Annotated in this window: 10 protein-coding genes; 3 read left to right on the top strand and 7 right to left on the bottom strand. The window is 71.3% G+C overall.

The genetic code is table 11. The annotated features are described in order from the left end of the window. Positions 1–76: 76 nt before the first annotated feature. The 6 genes from AB0K92_RS16665 to kdpF all read right to left on the bottom strand — a co-directional run bounded on the left by AB0K92_RS16665 (position 77) and on the right by kdpF (position 11,618). Positions 77–6,298 (bottom strand): DNRLRE domain-containing protein, encoded by a 6,222-nt coding sequence (locus AB0K92_RS16665; protein ID WP_365923589.1) that lies wholly within the window; start codon positions 6,296–6,298, stop codon positions 77–79. Between the two features lie 215 nt (positions 6,299–6,513). Continuing rightward, the gene (locus AB0K92_RS16660; protein WP_365923448.1) at positions 6,514–7,044 is read right to left on the bottom strand and encodes a DinB family protein; all 531 of its coding nucleotides are present in this window, start codon (positions 7,042–7,044) and stop codon (positions 6,514–6,516) included. Positions 7,045–7,099: 55 nt separating this feature from the next. Further along, complete coding sequence (gene kdpC / locus AB0K92_RS16655; RefSeq protein ID WP_365923446.1) at positions 7,100–7,714, bottom strand: potassium-transporting ATPase subunit KdpC; 615 nt, start codon at positions 7,712–7,714, stop codon at positions 7,100–7,102. Between the two features lie 5 nt (positions 7,715–7,719). Next, a complete protein-coding gene (kdpB, locus tag AB0K92_RS16650; RefSeq protein ID WP_365923444.1) occupies positions 7,720–9,858 on the bottom strand; it encodes a potassium-transporting ATPase subunit KdpB in 2,139 nt (712 codons plus the stop codon). Next, on the bottom strand, positions 9,855–11,519 hold the full coding sequence (kdpA, locus tag AB0K92_RS16645) for a potassium-transporting ATPase subunit KdpA (protein WP_365923442.1): 1,665 nt from the start codon (positions 11,517–11,519) through the stop codon (positions 9,855–9,857). Before kdpA ends, kdpB begins: the two co-directional genes overlap by 4 nt. Positions 11,520–11,528: 9 nt before the next feature. Next, positions 11,529–11,618: a K(+)-transporting ATPase subunit F gene (kdpF, locus tag AB0K92_RS16640; protein ID WP_360342127.1), complete on the bottom strand. Its 90-nt coding sequence runs from the start codon at positions 11,616–11,618 to the stop codon at positions 11,529–11,531. Positions 11,619–11,956: 338 nt separating this feature from the next. On the opposite strand from kdpF, the gene AB0K92_RS16635 reads away from it, so the two are divergent. From AB0K92_RS16635 to AB0K92_RS16625, 3 genes are all read left to right on the top strand, one after another. Next, positions 11,957–14,293: a helix-turn-helix transcriptional regulator gene (locus tag AB0K92_RS16635; RefSeq protein ID WP_365923439.1), complete on the top strand. Its 2,337-nt coding sequence runs from the start codon at positions 11,957–11,959 to the stop codon at positions 14,291–14,293. 6 nt (positions 14,294–14,299) lie between these two features. Next, positions 14,300–14,857 carry an XRE family transcriptional regulator gene (locus tag AB0K92_RS16630; RefSeq protein ID WP_365923437.1) on the top strand — a complete coding sequence of 186 codons (558 nt, stop codon included), beginning with the start codon at positions 14,300–14,302 and terminating at the stop codon, positions 14,855–14,857. 171 nt (positions 14,858–15,028) lie between these two features. Further along, positions 15,029–15,412 (top strand): hypothetical protein, encoded by a 384-nt coding sequence (locus tag AB0K92_RS16625; RefSeq protein ID WP_365923435.1) that lies wholly within the window; start codon positions 15,029–15,031, stop codon positions 15,410–15,412. Between the two features lie 221 nt (positions 15,413–15,633). Here AB0K92_RS16625 and AB0K92_RS16620 read toward each other — a convergent pair whose 3' ends face one another. Then, positions 15,634–17,061 (bottom strand): non-reducing end alpha-L-arabinofuranosidase family hydrolase, encoded by a 1,428-nt coding sequence (locus AB0K92_RS16620; protein ID WP_365923433.1) that lies wholly within the window; start codon positions 17,059–17,061, stop codon positions 15,634–15,636. Positions 17,062–17,275 lie beyond the last annotated feature (214 nt).

Raw genomic sequence — 17,275 nt, 5'->3', positions numbered from 1 at the left:
GCTTTCGGGGGTTCGTGGGGGGACGGCAGGGCCGCCCGGAACGGACGGCCCTGCCTCTGTGGTGTCTGCCGGGTCTTCAGACCCAGGGATTGCCCTTGGCGTTGGACTTCAGTTTGTGCTGCTTGACGGCCTTCTTGCAGCGAGCGCACGCCGCCTTCTTGGCTCCGCCGTAGGTCCACGCCGTGATCTGGCCGCCGATCTTCCGGCCGACCGTGTTGTTGTACCGGTCGGCCGCGGAGTCCCGCTTGGCCTTCGCGGAACTGCCGGCGTTCTTCTCGTGGGCCCAGCCGAGGGACTTGGCCAGGCTGGATCCCACGGCCCAGGTCAGCATGGCCTGCCAGATGCAGTGCCGGTAGGCGTTCTGCTTCGGGCCGTTGCTGTAGGCGCGCTTGGCCTCCTTGAGCGCCCAGTGCGTGATGTAGACCATGTCGGCGCACCACAGGACGAACAAGGCGCAGATGGCCGCCTCGGGTATCAGGCCTCCGGTGCTGTAGTTGCCGGAGAGGTCGTAGCAGTTGACCGGATCACCGGAGCAGTACTCGTACGGGTTCGCGTTGCCGCCCGGGATCGGGTCCCGGGACAGGAAGCGGCCCGTTTCGGCCTGGTAGAGCCGCGAGCCCATGAGAGTGATACCGGACGGGGTCTCGCTGGACCGCTGCTTGCCGCCGAGCCAGCCGTAGCGGGTGGCCGGCTGGTTGTCGCGCCGCTTGCCGTACTCGTCGGTGTCGAGGGCGACCGGGGCGACAGCGGTGTCCAGCGGCAGCTGGAGCGCGATGTCACCGTGGATGGTGCTCAGGTGCAGCACCGTCTGGTCGCTCTTGGCGGTGGTGGCGGCGAACGCGCCGGAAGCGGACGTCACGTTGCGGGTCACGGTGCCCGCCGCGGCGTCCTCGACGATCCAGCGGGGATTGTCGGTGTCGTCGGCGTAGTGGTTGAGCTTGGACTCGGTCTGGGTCCAGGTGCCGCCGCTGCTGGTCTCGCCCGTCCAGCTGCGGAACCGCAGGGCCGCGTCGAGCTGCCACGTCTGGCGCTTGGTGCCGGTGGTCAGACGGTGGACGAGGTCGTTGACGTAGTAGCCGGCCGTGTTGCCGGGCAGGGCGGTGGTGCGGCCCAGGGCGTCGTACTGGTAGCCGGCGTCGACCAGCCGGTCGCCGCTGTCGTAGGTGTGGGTGGTGGTGGTTCCTCCGGTGGTGGGGCAGGCGGCGCCGGCCTCACCGGCCGCGGTGGTCAGGGTCTTGCGGTTGCTGCGGCTGTCGAAGGTGTAGGAGCGGCGCGTGCACACCTGGCCCGTGGTGTCCTCGACCGTGGTCAGCCTGCCCGCCCTGTCGTAGCGGTAGCTCTGGCCGGACCAGCCGGAGTGGCTGGTGACCTGTCCGTGCACCGACTCGCGCACGGTGTCCGTGTAGACCGAGGTGCCGTCGCTGGTGCGGGTGTAGGAGCGGGAGGTCTCGGCACCCGAGGGGTCCTGGGTGATGGCGAGGGCGTAACCGCCGGGCAGCCGCTCGGAGGTCACCGAGCCGTCCGCGTCGTACGCGGCGGAGAACGTCCCCGCGACCGAGTCGGTCGTGCCGGTGAGCAGACCGCGCGGTTCCGCGCTGTGGTCGTAGGTGTACGTCACCGTGGACGGCACCGAGTCGGAGACCTTCGCCGGACGGTCCAGCAGGTCGTACTCGGTCCTGGTGACGCCGCCGTCGGCGTCGGTGTAGGACACCTGCCGGCCCAGCTTGTCGTACTCCTTGGTGATGGTGCCCGCCGTCGCCGAGGTGAGCTTGGCGATCTGGCCGGTGGCCGGGTCGTAGGTCGTGGTGATCTCGGGGACGGCCTGACCGATGCCGCCCGTGACGGTGACCTTGGACTTGCGGCCGGCCGCGTCGTACGACGTGGTCGTGGTCCGGGTGGCGCCGTTGGCGGTCTCGGTGACCTTGGCCGGGTTGCCCCACCAGTCGTACTCGGTGGTGCTGTCGGGGACTCCTGTCGGCTGGCTGCCTCCGCCGGTGATGGCGCCGGCCGGGCCGGTCCAGCAGACCTGGTCGGCCCATTCCGGGCGGCCCTGGCAGTCGCCGGTGCCGGTGCCGGACCAGTAGACGGTGACGGTGGAGGCCGCGTCGTCGCCGGTGCCGCCGGGCGGGACCTGGTCGGTCACGCGTCCCTGGGCGTCGTAGTGGGTGCTCGTGACCAGGTTCAGTCCGCCGGAGTCACGGATGGTCAGGGTGGGCAGTCCCTTGGCCCAGTCGTACTGGGTCTCGTTGACGCGCTTGTCCCCCATCACCGAGTCGTGGTCGCGGACCCGGACACCGCTGATCTCCAGGGTCACCTGGTCCTTGACCGCCGCGGTGCCGTCGGTGGGACGGCCCTCGTCGTACTCGTACACGGTCCAGGCGCGGGCGGGCACCGAGGTGCCGGCCTCGATCAGCACGGTGGTGCCGTCCTTGAGGTCCTCGGTGAGGTCCACCCGGTGCAGCGGGCCGAACTCCTCCAGCTCGCGGACGCCCTTGGCGTCGAACAGCGAGGTGGTGGAGAGCAGTTCGGCGCGTTCCGCCGTGGAGCGCTCGATGATGCCGAGGCCGGTCAGCGTCTCATTCTGCGCGGCGGTCGTGCCGAGCGCGAGCGCGCGGTTGCCGGGGCTGAGGGTGCGGACGGTGTTGCCGAAACGGTCGTACTCGACGGCCGAGATGTGTCCGCCGGGCACCGCCGTGTTGACCTCGCGGCCGGAGACCCCGAGGTAGTGGACCTCGGCCCGCTGGTAGCCGGTGGCCGTCAGCGCGGAGCCCGTGTGACCGGCCGGGACCGAGTCCGCGGGGAAGACCGCGGTGGCGTCGGTCGGCGCGTTCAGCTGGCCCCAGGCGCGGACGTCGGCGGCGCCCATCCTGTACGGCGCCGAGGTGCCGGTGAGCGGCACGTCGTAGACGACGCTGGTGGCCGCCTGACCCTCGACGACGTCCGTCGTGCCCTGCTTCAGCCCCGGACGGGTGACCTTCAGCAGCATGCCGTCCCCGGCGGTGACGGAGCTGCCGGCCTTGCCGTAGGTGAAGGTCCACGGCAGTTCACCGGGCGGGGTCAGTTTGGTGACCCGGCCGGCGGTGTCGTAGGCGTACTCCGTCTTCAGGGACGGGCTGATCTGCGGGTGCCAGGCCTGGCGCAGCCGTCCGCTGCCGTCGTACAGGTACGCCTGGACGGCCCGCGACGTCGCCTTGGCCGCGCCCGGTTCGGTGGACCACAGCCGGATCTCCTTCACCTGGCCGGCGAAGTCGCCGAGGGTGTCGGCCGTGGCGGTCGTGGCGGTGGCGTACACGAACTGCAGTGCCCGGCAGCCCTTGGTGTCGGGGGTCGTGGTGCAGGTGGCGGCGCTGACCGCGGAGGACGGGGCGATGATCCGCTGGGGACGCGACAGGGTCGCGCCGTTCGCGGTCACCGTCTCGGAGACCACCGTGGTGGTGGAGTTGTCGAGCCCGTCCACCAGCGTGCCGGAGGCCTGCCAGGTCGAGGCGCCCTGCGGCTTGGTGAACCGGGTCACCATGCCGTCGGTGTCGGTGAGCGTGAAGGAACCGCTCACGGACCCCGTCAGGGTCAGGTCCTCCGCGCCCGGCTCGGCGATCCATCCGGTCTTGGCGGTGTTGGCCGTGAAGTGGATGGCGTCGCCGTCCGGCAGCACCACGTCGACCGCGGTGTCGGAGATGCGGCGCACGTGGGAGTAGTCGGAGTCGGCCTGCCCGGTCGTGCTGCCGGACACCCACTCCTTGCCGAAGATCGGCGCCTGGCCGGTCTGCTGGGCGGCCCGGCCGGGGGTGCGGGAGGAGGCCGTGCGGGAGACCGTCATGTTGAAGTACGACGCGTCGGTGGCCGACAGGCCGTAGTCGCCGGTGAGCAGGTTGAGCCGGCCGGGGCCGATCTCGCTGGTGGCCGCGCCGTCCGCGGTGCGGTCCACGACCACGGTCAGCGGCGGGGTGCTCGCGGCGGCGGAGTTCGGTCCGGTGAAGTCGGCCTTGATCTGCACGCTGCCGTCGGGGTCGACGGTGCCCACGGCGTTCCACACCAGTGCGGCGTTCCTGCCGTTCGTCAGCGGCACCGGCCAGGCGGTGAGCGCGGTGCCGGCGGCGGTGACGTCACCGACCGGGATCTTCACCCAGGGGTCCGCCTCGGAGCGGCGCCAGGAGAAGGAGACGCTGTCGTACTTGCCCGCCTCGGCCTCGGCGACCAGCGGCAGGCGGCGTGCGGTGCGCTCGCCGTCCGAGGGCTCGACGAATCCGCCGGGACCGGCGTGGAAGGTGTACTCGACGGCCTCGGACTTGTTGTCCGCCTTGTCGACCGCGCGCACCTGGAGGGTGTGGGTGCCGTTCTTCGGCGGGGTGACGGTCAGGGCCTTGTCGGCGGTGGATCCGCCGGTCGCGGCCTTGGTCCAGGTCACGCCGTCCAGCGACCACTCCAGCCAGTTGTGGTCGGCGGCGGGCGGGGTGACGGTGAACGTGCCCGGCTGGCCGGCGCCCTTGACCCACTTGTCCGACGGGTAGTCGGTGGACACGACCTTCGCCGGGGCGAGAGGTGCCTTGGTGTCGACCGTGAACGTCTTCCAGGCGGACCAGCCCAGGTTGTAGTGCGTCCCGTCGTAGGGCGAGGTGCGGAACTTGTAGGTCTTGCCCTCGGTCAGCAGGCCCGACGGCACGGTGACGGAGGCTGGCTGCCCGGACGGGGTGAGCGGGGACACCAGGATCTCGCCGAGCTGCGCGCCGGTGGCGTTGTCGGCTATCTGGAAGGTGCCCTTGACCTTGTCGCCGTCGGTGTCGACGAACGTGTCCCGCAGGGTCGGGGTGGTCGTGTTCACCACGTAGGCGCCGGCGTACGATAGGAACGGCGGGCCGGCCTCCTGCTGGGTGCCGGTGCGCGGCCGGTAGTTGTAGTTCACCACCAGCTTGGGCGGATTGGCGGCCGCGTTGGCGGAGTTGACCCGCTTCCACTGGGCGACGACCGACTCGTCCGAGGCACGGATGCCCATGTGGCCGCGGGTGGCCTTGACCGTGGCCCAGTCCTGCGCCAGCGCGGTGACGTCGGCGTTGATCCAGCCGTCGGGCTGCGTGGCGCAGTCGGCGTTGCCGCGGGTCTCGGTGGAGGTGGCCTTCTTCGCCGTCATCGTCGGGCGGTTGGCCCACCGGCTGGCGGTCGAGGCCGCTCCCGAGGCCCACACCTCCCACGGGTGGGCCTTGCAGTCGGTGTTGGCCGAGTGGAAGTTCCACAGGCTGAGCTTGGCGCTGGAGACCAGCGCGTCCTGGATGGGCGTGGTGTTCCAGGTGATGAAGGACTGCGCGGTGCGCGGGGTGCCGTCGGCGTTCTTGGTGCCGGGGTTGCCGAAGTCCAGTTCGGTGTCGGTGGACCAGTCGACGGTCTCGCCCTGCTGCACGTAGGTGTCGAAGACGTTCGACAGCGCGGAGGTCGACGGGTCGACGGTGACCGGGTACTTCGTGTCCGGGTCGGCGAGGAACGTCGCGTCCGGGGTGAGGACCAGGTCGACTCCGCCGGCGGTCTTGACGACCTTCATGGCGACCTTGGCGCGGTGGGTGTGCTCACCGGAGCGCTTGTCGACGGCCGCGTCCCACATCACTGGCGCGGGCATGACAGCCTTAGTGCCGCTCTTGCGGTCGGTGAAGCGCAGGCTGCCGTCCTTGAGCCGCTTGACCTTCAGGCCCTCGGCCTTCAGCGGCAGGGTGTACGTGTACCCCTTGCGCTCCGGGCGCTTCCTGATGTCCACGTACTGCTCGAAGCCGGTGCGGGTCGCCTCGACGACGACGTCACCGCCGGGCACGGCGTTCGGGTACGTGGCCCGGTTGCCGTCCAGTTCGGGCTCGGGCAGTCCGCCCTTCCACTGGAGGGTGATCCGCTGGTCCCCCTCGCCGAGCGTCACCAGGTCGCGGGCCGCGGCACCGTCGTCGTCCGACAGCGAGGCCAGCCGTTTGCCGCCGCGCTTGCCGAGTTCCAGACCGCGCGGGTGTGCCTTCGGCGCCACCGAGCCGTCACGGGCGCGGACCAGGTCCAGGTCGACGGCGCGCCAGGCGTCACCGTCGCGGAAGCGCACGGGGCCGGCGGACAGCTCGCTGGTCAGGCTGCCGTCCGGGTTGGCCCAGGTGGTCGATGTCTCGGTGCGCTCCGAGAGCGCCTCGACGCGCTTGCCGGTCAGGCGTGCCGCGACGCGCGCGGAGGCGATGTCGGCGGCGGTCGTGGCGGCGGGCTTCTTCGGCTTCGCGGCGGCCGCGGCCGGCGGCTGGACCGCGAGGGCGGCCTCCGCGCCGTACAGCGCCGAGGTCGCCATCACGAGGGCCAGGCCCGCCGCGACGCGACGCACGCGCTGTCTTCCCCCGGGGCGGAGCAGGCCGAGAGGCCCCGTCCCGCCTCGGGGTGAGTGGCTGTTCAATTTTCTCCCCTTCTTGCCGCGGGGCGGCAAGTCTCATGAGGGGGCGCTCGACGCACCCCCGGAGGAGAAACCTATGGACAACTTGTGGATCTTGTAAAGGAATCGAAGGCGCGTCAGGTGGTGGGGGCCCGGCGCGCCGCGGCCTCGCCGGAGCCGGCGAGGATTTGTTCGCGGAGGATGTCGGCGTGCCCGCAGTGCTGGGTCAGCTCCCGCAGCACGTGGAGGTAGACCCAGCGCAGCGGCAGGGGGCCGCGGCGGTTGCCCCGCACGACGTCGTCCAGCGTCAGCTCCGCCGTGGCCCGGCGGGACGCCGCCCAGGTCCGGCGGTAGGCGTCCTGGACCGAGGCGATCGTGTCGTCCTCGTGGAGATCGAAGGACTCGTCGGGGGTGCCGGGAATGCCGATCTCGGAACGGGGCCGGCAGGTGACCGCCTCGTCGAACCAGACCTTCTCGACGAAGGTGGCGTGCTTGACCAGGCCGAGCAGTGTGGTCTTGGAGGGAACCAGCGACCGGCGTGCCTGCTCTTCGGTCAGCCCGTTCAGACTGTCGTGCAGGGCGGCCCGGTACTCGTCGAGGAACACCTCGAACTGCTCGCGGAGCGTGGCGTGGAAGACGGCGGGATCCGTGGAGGGCTGAGAGACCATGACCGCAACGATAAGGCGGCCGGCTCGCTCCGTACGGCCCGGCCGGCCGAGTCCGTCAGGTCCTCCTCGTCAAATCCCTGAGCGCGATGTTCAGTTCCAGGACGTTGACGCGCGGCTCGCCCAGGAAACCGGCCGTACGGCCCTCGGTGTGGTCGTCGACCAGCTGCCGCACCCGCGCGGCACTCAGCCCGTTGTGCGCGGCCACGCGCCCGACCTGAAGTCGCGCGTACCGCGGGGAGATGTGCGGGTCGATCGCGGAGGCGGAGCCGGTCACCGCGTCCTTGGGCACCTGCGACTCGGGCACGCCGTTGAACTCGGCGACCTGCCTCTTGGCGGCCCTGACGCTCCTCACCAAAGCCGGTTCGGAGGCGCCGAGTTGGCCGGATCCGGTGGCCAGGGAGTCGTAGCCGCTGTGGGAGGGCCGTCCCTGGAACCACTTCGGGTCCGGCTCGTCGGTGCCGGGCAGGTTCCAGCTCTGGCCGATCAGCCGGGAGCCGGCCGCCCTGCCGTCGGCCGTCACGATCGAGCCGTTGGCCTGGTCGCGGAAGAACGCCTGGCCGATGCCGGTCACCCCGAGCGGATAGACGACGCCGGTCACGACGGTGAGGACGAGCAGCATGCGCAGGGCGGCCCAGGCCGTGCGCCCGGTGTTCACGACAGAGGTGTTCATGTCCTTCACCCGATTCCGGGGACGAGCGAGATGAGCAGGTCGATGAGTTTGATGCCGGCGAACGGCGCGATCAGGCCGCCGAGGCCGTAGATCCCGAGGTTGCGGCGGAGCAACCGGTCCGCGCTGACCGGCCGGTAGCGGACGCCCTTGAGGGCGAGCGGCACCAGCGCGACGATGATCAGCGCGTTGAAGATCACCGCGGACAGGATCGCGGAGTCGGGCGAGGACAGGCCCATGACGTTGAGCTTGTCCAGGCCCGGATAGACGGACGCGAACAGCGCGGGGATGATCGCGAAGTACTTCGCCACGTCGTTGGCGAGGGAGAACGTCGTCAACGCGCCCCGCGTGATGAGGAGTTGCTTGCCGATCTCGACGATCTCGATCAGCTTGGTCGGGTCCGAGTCGAGGTCGACCATGTTGCCGGCCTCCTTGGCGGCCGACGTGCCGGTGTTCATGGCCACGCCGACGTCCGCCTGGGCGAGCGCGGGGGCGTCGTTGGTGCCGTCGCCGGTCATCGCGACCAGCTTGCCGCCCGCCTGCTCCCGCCTGATGAGCGCCATCTTGTCCTCGGGCGTGGCCTCGGCGAGGAAGTCGTCCACACCGGCCTCCTCGGCGATCGCCCGCGCCGTCAGCGGATTGTCGCCCGTGATCATGACGGTCCTGATGCCCATCCGGCGCAGTTCCTCGAACCGCTCCCGCATGCCGGCCTTGACCACGTCCTTCAGGTGGACGACGCCCAGCACGCGGGCACCGCCGCGGTCCTCGACGGCGACCAGCAACGGCGTGCCGCCCGCCTCGGAGACGCGGTGCGCGATCCGCTCCGCGCCTTCGGCGACCTCGCCGCCGCGCTCCTTCACCCAGGCGATCACCGACGCCGTGGCGCCCTTGCGGATCCTCCGCCCCGCCACGTCCACGCCGGACATCCGGGTCTGGGCGGTGAACCCGATCCACTCGGCGTGCGCCACCTCCCCCTGGTGGCGTTCGCGCAGCCCGTACTTCTCCTTCGCCAGTACGACGACGGAGCGGCCCTCCGGGGTCTCGTCCGCCAGTGACGACAGCTGCGCGGCGTCCGCGAGTTCCGCCTCGCTCGTGCCGCGCACCGGCACGAACTCCGCCGCCCGGCGGTTGCCCAGGGTGATGGTGCCCGTCTTGTCCAGCAGCAGCGTCGACACGTCACCGGCGGCCTCGACCGCGCGCCCGGACTTCGCCAGCACGTTGCGCTGCACCAGGCGGTCCATGCCCGCGATGCCGATCGCCGACAGCAGGGCGCCGATCGTGGTGGGGATGAGGCAGACCAGCAGGGCCACCAGGACGACCATCGTCAGGTGTGCGCCCGCGTACTCCGCGAACGGCGGCAGGGTCGCCACCGCCAGCAGGAACACGATCGTGAGCGCGGCGAGCAGGATGTTCAGCGCGATCTCGTTCGGCGTCCGCTGTCTCGCCGCGCCCTCCACGAGGCCGATCATCCGGTCGATGAACGTCTCCCCCGGCCTCGTCGTGATCCGTACGACGATGCGGTCGGACAGCACCCTCGTGCCGCCGGTGACGGCGGACCGGTCACCGCCCGACTCCCGGATGACGGGGGCCGACTCACCGGTGATCGCCGACTCGTCGACCGAGGCGACGCCCTCGATGACATCACCGTCGCCGGGGACGACATCACCGGCCTCGCAGACCACCAGGTCACCGACCCGCAACTCGGTGCCGGGCACGCTCTGTTCGGAGCCGTCCCGCAGCAGCCGGCGGGCGACGGTGCCGGTCCTGGCCCTGCGCAGGGTGTCGGCCTGCGCCTTGCCGCGGCCCTCGGCGACCGCCTCCGCCAGGTTGGCGAAGAGCACGGTGAGCCACAGCCAGGCGCTGATCGTCCAGCCGGACCAGTCGCCCGGCTCCCGGAACGCGAAGAGCGTCGTGAGGACCGAGCCGACCAGCACCACGAACATCACCGGCGACTTCACCATCACCCGCGGATCGAGCTTGCGGAAGGCGTCCGGCAGCGAGGTGACCAGCTGCTTCGGGTCGAACAGGCCCGCGGCGACCCGTCCTCGGCCGGGCGGGTGCCCGGTCGGGGCGTCCTGGTGGGGAGCCGGCCGGGTCGGGGTGGTGGTGGACATGGCGTCTCTCTGCTCGGTGATGTCGGTGGTCATGCCGCCAGCCCTTCGGCGAGCGGGCCCAGGGCGAGGGCCGGGAAGAACGTCAGACCGGCGATGCTCAGGGTTGCGCCCACCAGCAACCCGGTGAACAGCGGTTTCTCCGTGCGCAGCGTGCCCGCGGTGACCGGCACCGGCCGCTGCTCGGCGAGCGAACCGGCGAGCGCCAGCACGAACACCATGGGCAGGAACCGGCCCAGCAGCATGCACAGCCCGAGCATCGTGTTGTGGTACCCGGTGTCGGCGGCGAACCCGGCGAACGACGAGCCGTTGTTGTTCGACGCGGACGTGTAGGCGTACAGGACTTCGGTGAAGCCGTGCGGGCCGGTGTTGGTCATGGAGGACGGGCCGGTGCCCAGCGCCATCGCCAGCGCGGTGCCGGTCAGCACGAGCGCCGGGGTGATGAGCAGCGAGCAGGCGGCCAGCTTGATCTCGCGGGATCCGATCTTCTTGCCCAGGTATTCGGGCGTACGGCCGACCATCAGGCCCGCGACGAACACCGCGACGACCGCCATGACGAGCATGCCGTACAGGCCCGATCCGGCACCGCCGGGGGCGATCTCGCCGAGCATCATGCCCAGCAGCAGCACACCGCCCGACAGGCCGCCGAAGGAGTCGTGGAAGGAGTTGACCGACCCGGTCGACGTCATCGTGGTCGACACCGCGAACAGCGACGACGGCCCCTCGCCGAAGCGCTGCTCCTTGCCCTCCATCGCGCCGCCGGCGAGCTGCGAGGCGGTGCCCGGGTGGGCGTACTCGATCCAGGTGACGGCGACGACGCCGAGGAACCAGATGGCCGCCATGGCCCCCACGATCGCGTAGCCCTGCCGGACGGAGCCGGCCATCGTGCCGAAGGTGCGCGGCATCGAGAACGGGATGACCAGCAGCAGGAAGATCTCCAGCAGGTTCGTGAAGCCGTCGGGGTTCTCGAACGGGTGGGCCGAGTTGGCGTTGAAGAAGCCGCCGCCGTTGGTGCCCAGGTTCTTGATGGCCTCCTGGGAGGCGACCGCGCCGGGGCTGATGGCCTGCCGGTCACCGGTCAGCGTGGTGACGGTGTGGATGCCGCCGAAGTTCTGCACGGCGCCGGCGGCGACGAGGAGCACGGCGGCGACGGCCGACAGCGGCAGCAGGATGCGGACGGTGCCGCGCACCAGGTCCGCCCAGAAATTGCCCAGTTCGCCGGTGCGGGCGCGGACGAACCCGCGTACCAGCGCCACGGCCACCGCCATGCCCACCGCGGCGGACAGGAAGTTCTGCACGGCCAGGCCACCGGTCTGCACGAGGTGGCCCATGGCCGACTCGCCCGAGTACGACTGCCAGTTGGTGTTCGACACGAACGAGGCGGCCGTGTTGAACGCCTGGTCCGCGGAGATCGCCTCGAAGCCGAGCGACAGCGGCAGCCTGTCCTGCGTCCGCTGCAGCAGGTACAGGAACAGCACGCTCACCGCGGAGAAGTACAGCACCCCGCGCAGATACGCCGGCCAGCGCATCCCGGCGTCCGGGTCGGCGCCCACCGAGCGGTAGATCCAGCGCTCGACCCTCAGGTGCCTGCCGGAGCCGTAGACCGCTGCCATGTAGTCGCCCAGGGGGCGGTGCACCAGGACGAGCGCGCCGATCAGCGCGGTCACGAGGAGCACATCAGCAAGTACGGGACCCATCGCTGCCTCTCAGAACCTCTCCGGGAAGAGCAGGGCGAGGACGAGACAGCCCAGCAGGGCGACGGCCACGACCAGGCCGACGACGTTCTCGGCGGTCACAGCTTCGCCACCCCTCGGGCGACGAGAGCCACGAGCGTGAACACCGCGATCGTGGCGACGACGAAGGCCAGGTCGGCCATCGCGAGCTCCTAGGTGAGACGGGACGAGCGTCGGACGAGTAGAGAGAAACCCGGCCCCGCCGGGATCCGGCCACCCTTGACGGCTCTCTTACGGCGCCCGTCTCGTCCTTGACGCGTCTCATACGGCCATGACCGGCGAGACCCGGCCCTCGCTCCCTCGGCCACCCGCCCCCTCACCCGCCACGAGATGAGCAAGCCATGCGAAAATGACGCGCGATACACGCGCGTCTCGGTAGGGTCGGCAGGGGAGGTGACCGGGTGTCCCACGACGAACAGGCCCTGTTCAGCGCGGTCGACGCACTGCTGGAACAGGTCGCGCAAGACCCCCTGCCGCCGCCGGCCGAACGCAAGCGGCTCCGGGAAGCAGCGGGACTCAGCCAGGAGCAGATCGCGAGGGCCCTCAAGGCCCGGCGCGAGTCGGTCGGGAACTGGGAGGCCGGCCGCAGCGAACCGCGGCCACCGAAGCGGGCTGCCTACGCCCGGCTGCTGGAGGGGCTGGCCGCGCGCTTCCCCGCGCCACAGAAGCCCCACGAGCCCCCCGCGCCCGCTCCGGAGCCCGGCCCGGAGACTGGCCCGGAGCCCGTGACGGTGCCGGAGGCGCTCAGCGGGCCCGCGCCCGTCGCCGCTAGGGCGACCGCCTCCGTTCCAGCTCCCGCGCCCCTTCCCGCTCCCGCTCCCGCCCCCATGCCGGAAGCGCCGACGCCCCCCGCGGCTGCGGCCCGACCGGCGGCGCGGAGCACCGAGCCGGCGACGACGAGCACCAGGCCGTCGGCGCCGCCCCGGCGCGCGGCCGCGCAGACCTCGGCGAAGAAGGCGGCGGCGAGGAAGACGGCGCAGCGGCCGCCCGCCACGGCAGGAGCCGACGGGCGGTTCGAGAACGGCCCGCTGGCCGTGGTCGACGTCGACGACGACGGCCGTGTGGTGGCGTACTGCGCCGGCGGCCTGGTCCTGGACGTGCCGGCCGGGACGCTGCCCGCCCTGGTCGACTGGACGCTGGAGGAAGCGCGTCTGGGCCAGGCCCGGCTGCACCGCCATGGCCGCGACGCCGACCCCGTCCTCGTCCTCACCGAGGCCGCGCTGGAGCGGTACGGCCTGCCCGCCGAGCTGTCCCCGGAGGAGCGGCGCGCCGGACGGCTCGCGGCCGGCCACAAGGTGGTCAAGCAGATCAGCAGGGCCGGGCAGCGGCTCACGCAGCGCGGCCTCGGTCCGTGGGCGCGCGTCTACCGCGAGCCGGAGGGCTCCCGGCGCCGGTGCGTGCAGCTGTGCGTTCCGGCCTGGGGCGCGCTGCCGGCCGAGGAGTGGGACGACAGGAACAACCCGCGGCTGCCGGGCCTGCACGCGGCGGACCTGGCCCGGTTCCTGGGCACGTACGCGGACCGGGTGATGACACCGCGCGGCACGACGGCGGTCACCGGCCTGGAGCTGATGACGGCGCTGCGCCCGCCGACCCGCGCGGAGAAGGACCCCGTCACCGGCGAGTTCCGGCAGGCGTTCAACGACGACGCGCTCACCCGGGTCCACGAGGTGGTGGAGTGTGAGGTCCCGGACGAACACCCTCTGCTCAAGGGGAAGTTCGCGCGGCACCATCAGCGCACTCCGGCCGAGATGCTGCTGGAGGAGCCGTACCAGTGGTGCCGGCCGCTGACCGACGACGAGTGCATGCGGCCGTACCTGGTCGCCATCGACGTCAACATGGCGTTCGCGGCGGCCGCGAACGGCCTCACCGTCGGTCTCGACGGCCCCACCCACCTGACCGGCAACCCCCGGTTCGACCCGGCGCTGCCCGGCTCCTGGCTGGTCGACCTCTCCCACGTCGACCTCGCCCGCGTACGGGTGGACGGCCGCACCGTGGACGCCGGCCGGCTCCCCTCCCCCTTCACACCGACCGGCGAGCGCCCGACCGGCCCGGCCTGGTACGCCACCCCGACCGTCGCCTACGCCGTCGAGCTCGGCTTCGATGTCGCGCCGGTCGAGGCGTACGTCCGCACCCGCACCGGCCGCTACCTGGACCCCTGGTACAAGCGGCTGCGCGACGCGTACGTGGCCACGATGGCGGACCTCGGCGTCACCACGGACCTGAGCGGCCAGGAGTTCCTGGACGCGATGGCCCGCACCAGGGAGGCCGACCCGGCCCTCGCCCTGCTCCTGAAGGCGATCAAGGCCACGGCGAAGGGCGGCATCGGCAAGCTGAGGCAGCGCAACCGCGGCCAGGTGCCGTACTACGAGCCGTGGCCGGCCCTGGAGCGCGCGACGTGGCGGCCCGACATCCGCGCCGCCGTGCTGTCCACCGTCCGGATCAGCATGCACCGCAAGATGCTGAAGACCGCGGCCGCGGCCGGTGTGTACCCGGTGGCGATCGGCACCGACGCCCTCGTCTACCCCTCCCCCGGCCCTTCTCCCCTGGACTTCCTCCCGCACACGCCCGAGGGCAAGCCCGCCCCCGGCACCTTCCGCCTCGGCGTGTCCCCCGGCATGGTCAAGCACCAGGGCACCCGGACCGTGCTGTGGGCGGAGCAGCAGTTCGAGGAGCACGGCGGCGTCTTCAACATCGCCAACCTCGTCAAGACCGACCCGACGGCCGGAGAGGGGGAGTAGCCCGCCATGGCGGACTCGATCGGCGACAGCCTGGACCGCGCGCTGGAGTCGGCGTTCACCCGCCGTCCCCCGCGAAGCGCCCAGGCGCAGATGAAGTACCTGGTCAGGCAGCTCAAGGGCACGAGGGCGGCAGCCCAGGCGCTCGGGATCTCCCAGCGCACCGTGGAGCGGTACGTCAAGGGACAGCTCAAGCGGCCCCGCCGGGACCTGCGCGACCGTATGGAGCGGGAGGTGCGCAAGCGCTGGCAGCCGCAGGTGAGGGCCAAGGCCAGGAAGAAGGCCGCCTCCACCGACGGCCTGATCGTCTCCACCCGTGCCCGGTTCGGGTTCACCGCCGCGCCGGGCACCACCGACGACGCCCGCGTCCGCGACATCACCCAGGCCCTGCCCCCCGACTTCGCCGACCGCCTCTTCACCGCCCGCGACCAGGGCGCCACCGAGCGGCAACTGCAGCGGATCGCGGCGGAGGGACTGGCCCGGATGTACTTCCGCGCCGACAACACCCGCGCGCACGGCCTGGAGGTGGAGTTCACCGACGTGGAACACATCGAGATCGAGCTGTAGCGCGAGGGCGAGCCGTCGCACGCGGCTCGGACGTCCCGCTGATGCGGATGTCCCGCTGATTAGGGGCTCGGACCGAGGGGCACCCCGTGAACCGGAGGCCCCGGCCGGGAAGGGAACGTCACCGCACCCGACGGCATCGCAGCGGCCGTAGGCGACCGAAGGGAGGAAGCGATGATCACGGAACTGGCTGTCGAACGCGTTGAGTTCACGTGCGGTCACTGCTGGTACAAGTGGAGCGTCGACTACGACGTGCAGTACTACCGCGACGAGGACGGGCACGAGTGGGAGTACTTCACCCGCGACGGCCAGAGCGTGTCGTCCCCCTACGAGCCTCAGGGTGCCCCGCCCTGCCCGATCTGCGGTCGCCGCTGGGTGGGCCGCCTCATGGCGCGCCGGCCCGTCCCTCTCCCGCCCGGTGCGGCCGGAACGCCACGGGTCAGGCTCGCGGGCACCCGTGCGGAGCACCGCACGGACCGCCACGACGCGCCGCCGCTGGAAGCAGACGCGCATGAACAGCCGCCACAGGACGCCGCCACCTCGCCCGGTGACCGGTGACCGGTGACCGGTGACCGGTGACCGGTGAGGCGCCGGCGATCGGGTTCAGGTGGTCACGCATCCGATGCGGGGCCTCGGCGACGGAACCGGAACCCCGGCCGCGGCACGGCCGGGGTTCCTCGAGACGGTGAGCGTCGGTCAGCCGGGCCACCGCCCACGCGGTGGCCCGCTCGCCCGCACGCCCGCGGACCGCTTCACCTCACGGTCACGGACCGGGAAGGTCAGCGCCGCAGGGTGAGGACACCCGGCCGCCACGGCAGCCGGTTGTAGTCGCCGCCCGCGGTGGGGGACTTGCCCTGGTAGAGGAACTGCAGGTTGCAGGGGTCGACGGTCATGGTCTGGTCGGGGTTGTCCCGGACCAGGTCGCCGTGGCTGATGTCGTTGGTCCAGGTGGCGCCGCTGTTGGCCTTGCCCGCGAAGGGGTTGCTCTCGGTGGCGGCCTGCGGGGTCCACGTGCCGGTCAGGCTGGAGGCCGTGAAGGAGCGGAAGTAGCGCCCGTTCGCCCCCATCGCCTCGACGATCATGAGGTACTGGTTCTGGCCCTTGACCTTGTAGACCTGCACGCCCTCGAAGAGGTTGGCCTTCGTGTCGCTCATGATCGTCGTGTACGAGGAGCCGAAGTTGCCGGGGAAGTTCCCGATCGGCATGCTCGCCCGGTAGATCTTGCCGTTGTCACCGGCGAAGAACAGGTACATGTTCTGCCCGTCGGCGATCAGGGTCTGGTCGATCGGCCCGGTGTCGGAGCCGGAGATGCTCCCGGTGAACAGCGGCTGCGGCGCGGACCAGCCGTTGGGGTTGGTGGGGTCGCTCGACGTGCGGTAGATGAAGGGCCACTGACCCCACTGGTAGGCCAGCACCCAGATGTTCTTGGGCGCGAAGTAGAACAGCGTGGGCGCCACCGCGGCCTGGTTCATCCCGGTCTGGCGGGCCGACGCCATGTCCGACCAGTTCGTGAAGGGACTGAACATCATCGAGCCGTACGACGAGCCCGCGAAGTTGGACCCGTAGACCAGGTACTTGCCGTTGTGCTTGACGGCGGTGAAGTCCTTCACCGAGTCCCACCCGTTCGCCGGCTGCGCCAGGACACCCGTGGACGACCAGCGGTACGTCGACGGCAGCGGGCAGGTGCCGTCCGGCGGGGTCGGAGTCCCGGACAGGCCGGTCCACTTCTGGTTGCTGCCGCCGTTGCACGTCCAGAGCTGCACCGCTGTGCCGTTGGCCGTACCGGCGCCCGCGGCCTCCAGGCACAGCCCGGACTCCACGCCGACGACCGTGCCGTCGGAGTTGACCCGCCACTGCTGGTTCGCACCGCCGGAACAGGTCCAGATCTGCACGCGGGTGCCGGGCGTGGTGGCGTGGCCCGGAACGTCCAGGCACTTGTCGCCGTACACGGTGAGCTGGTTGCCGTCCGTCAGCGTCCACTGCTGGTTGGTCCCGCCCCAGCAGTCGTAGAGCTGGAGGGACGTGCCGTCGGTCTGGGCGGCGCCCTGCACGTCGAGACACCGGCCGGACCCGACACCGCGTAAGGCACCGCTGGAGGCCGCCTGCGCCGGAGCGGCGACGAGCAGCGCCGCCAACGCGGCCAGGGCCGCGACCACGGCGGCGAGCACCGCGGACGGATGCCTGCGGCTGAAAGTTCTTCTGTACATGGGGCTCTTCCTCAACCTTGGAGTAGGAGGTCCGGTTGGCCTCGCGCGAATGCGCACGTTGCGTGCATGACATCCACGCATTCGAGATACCGAACACGTGTCGAAGTGTCGAGCAGTCTGAATGATAGGGACCCGGCGAACGGCGTCAATGCTTCTCGCACGTGTCGCCGCGAAGGCCGCAACGTTCGAGGTGCTCGCTCCCGGCCCTGACCTT

Origin of the sequence: Streptomyces sp. NPDC052687 (assembly GCF_040678395.1) — a bacterium.
Lineage (GTDB): Bacteria > Actinomycetota > Actinomycetes > Streptomycetales > Streptomycetaceae > Streptomyces.
This window is presented reverse-complemented; position numbering and strand designations above follow the sequence as displayed.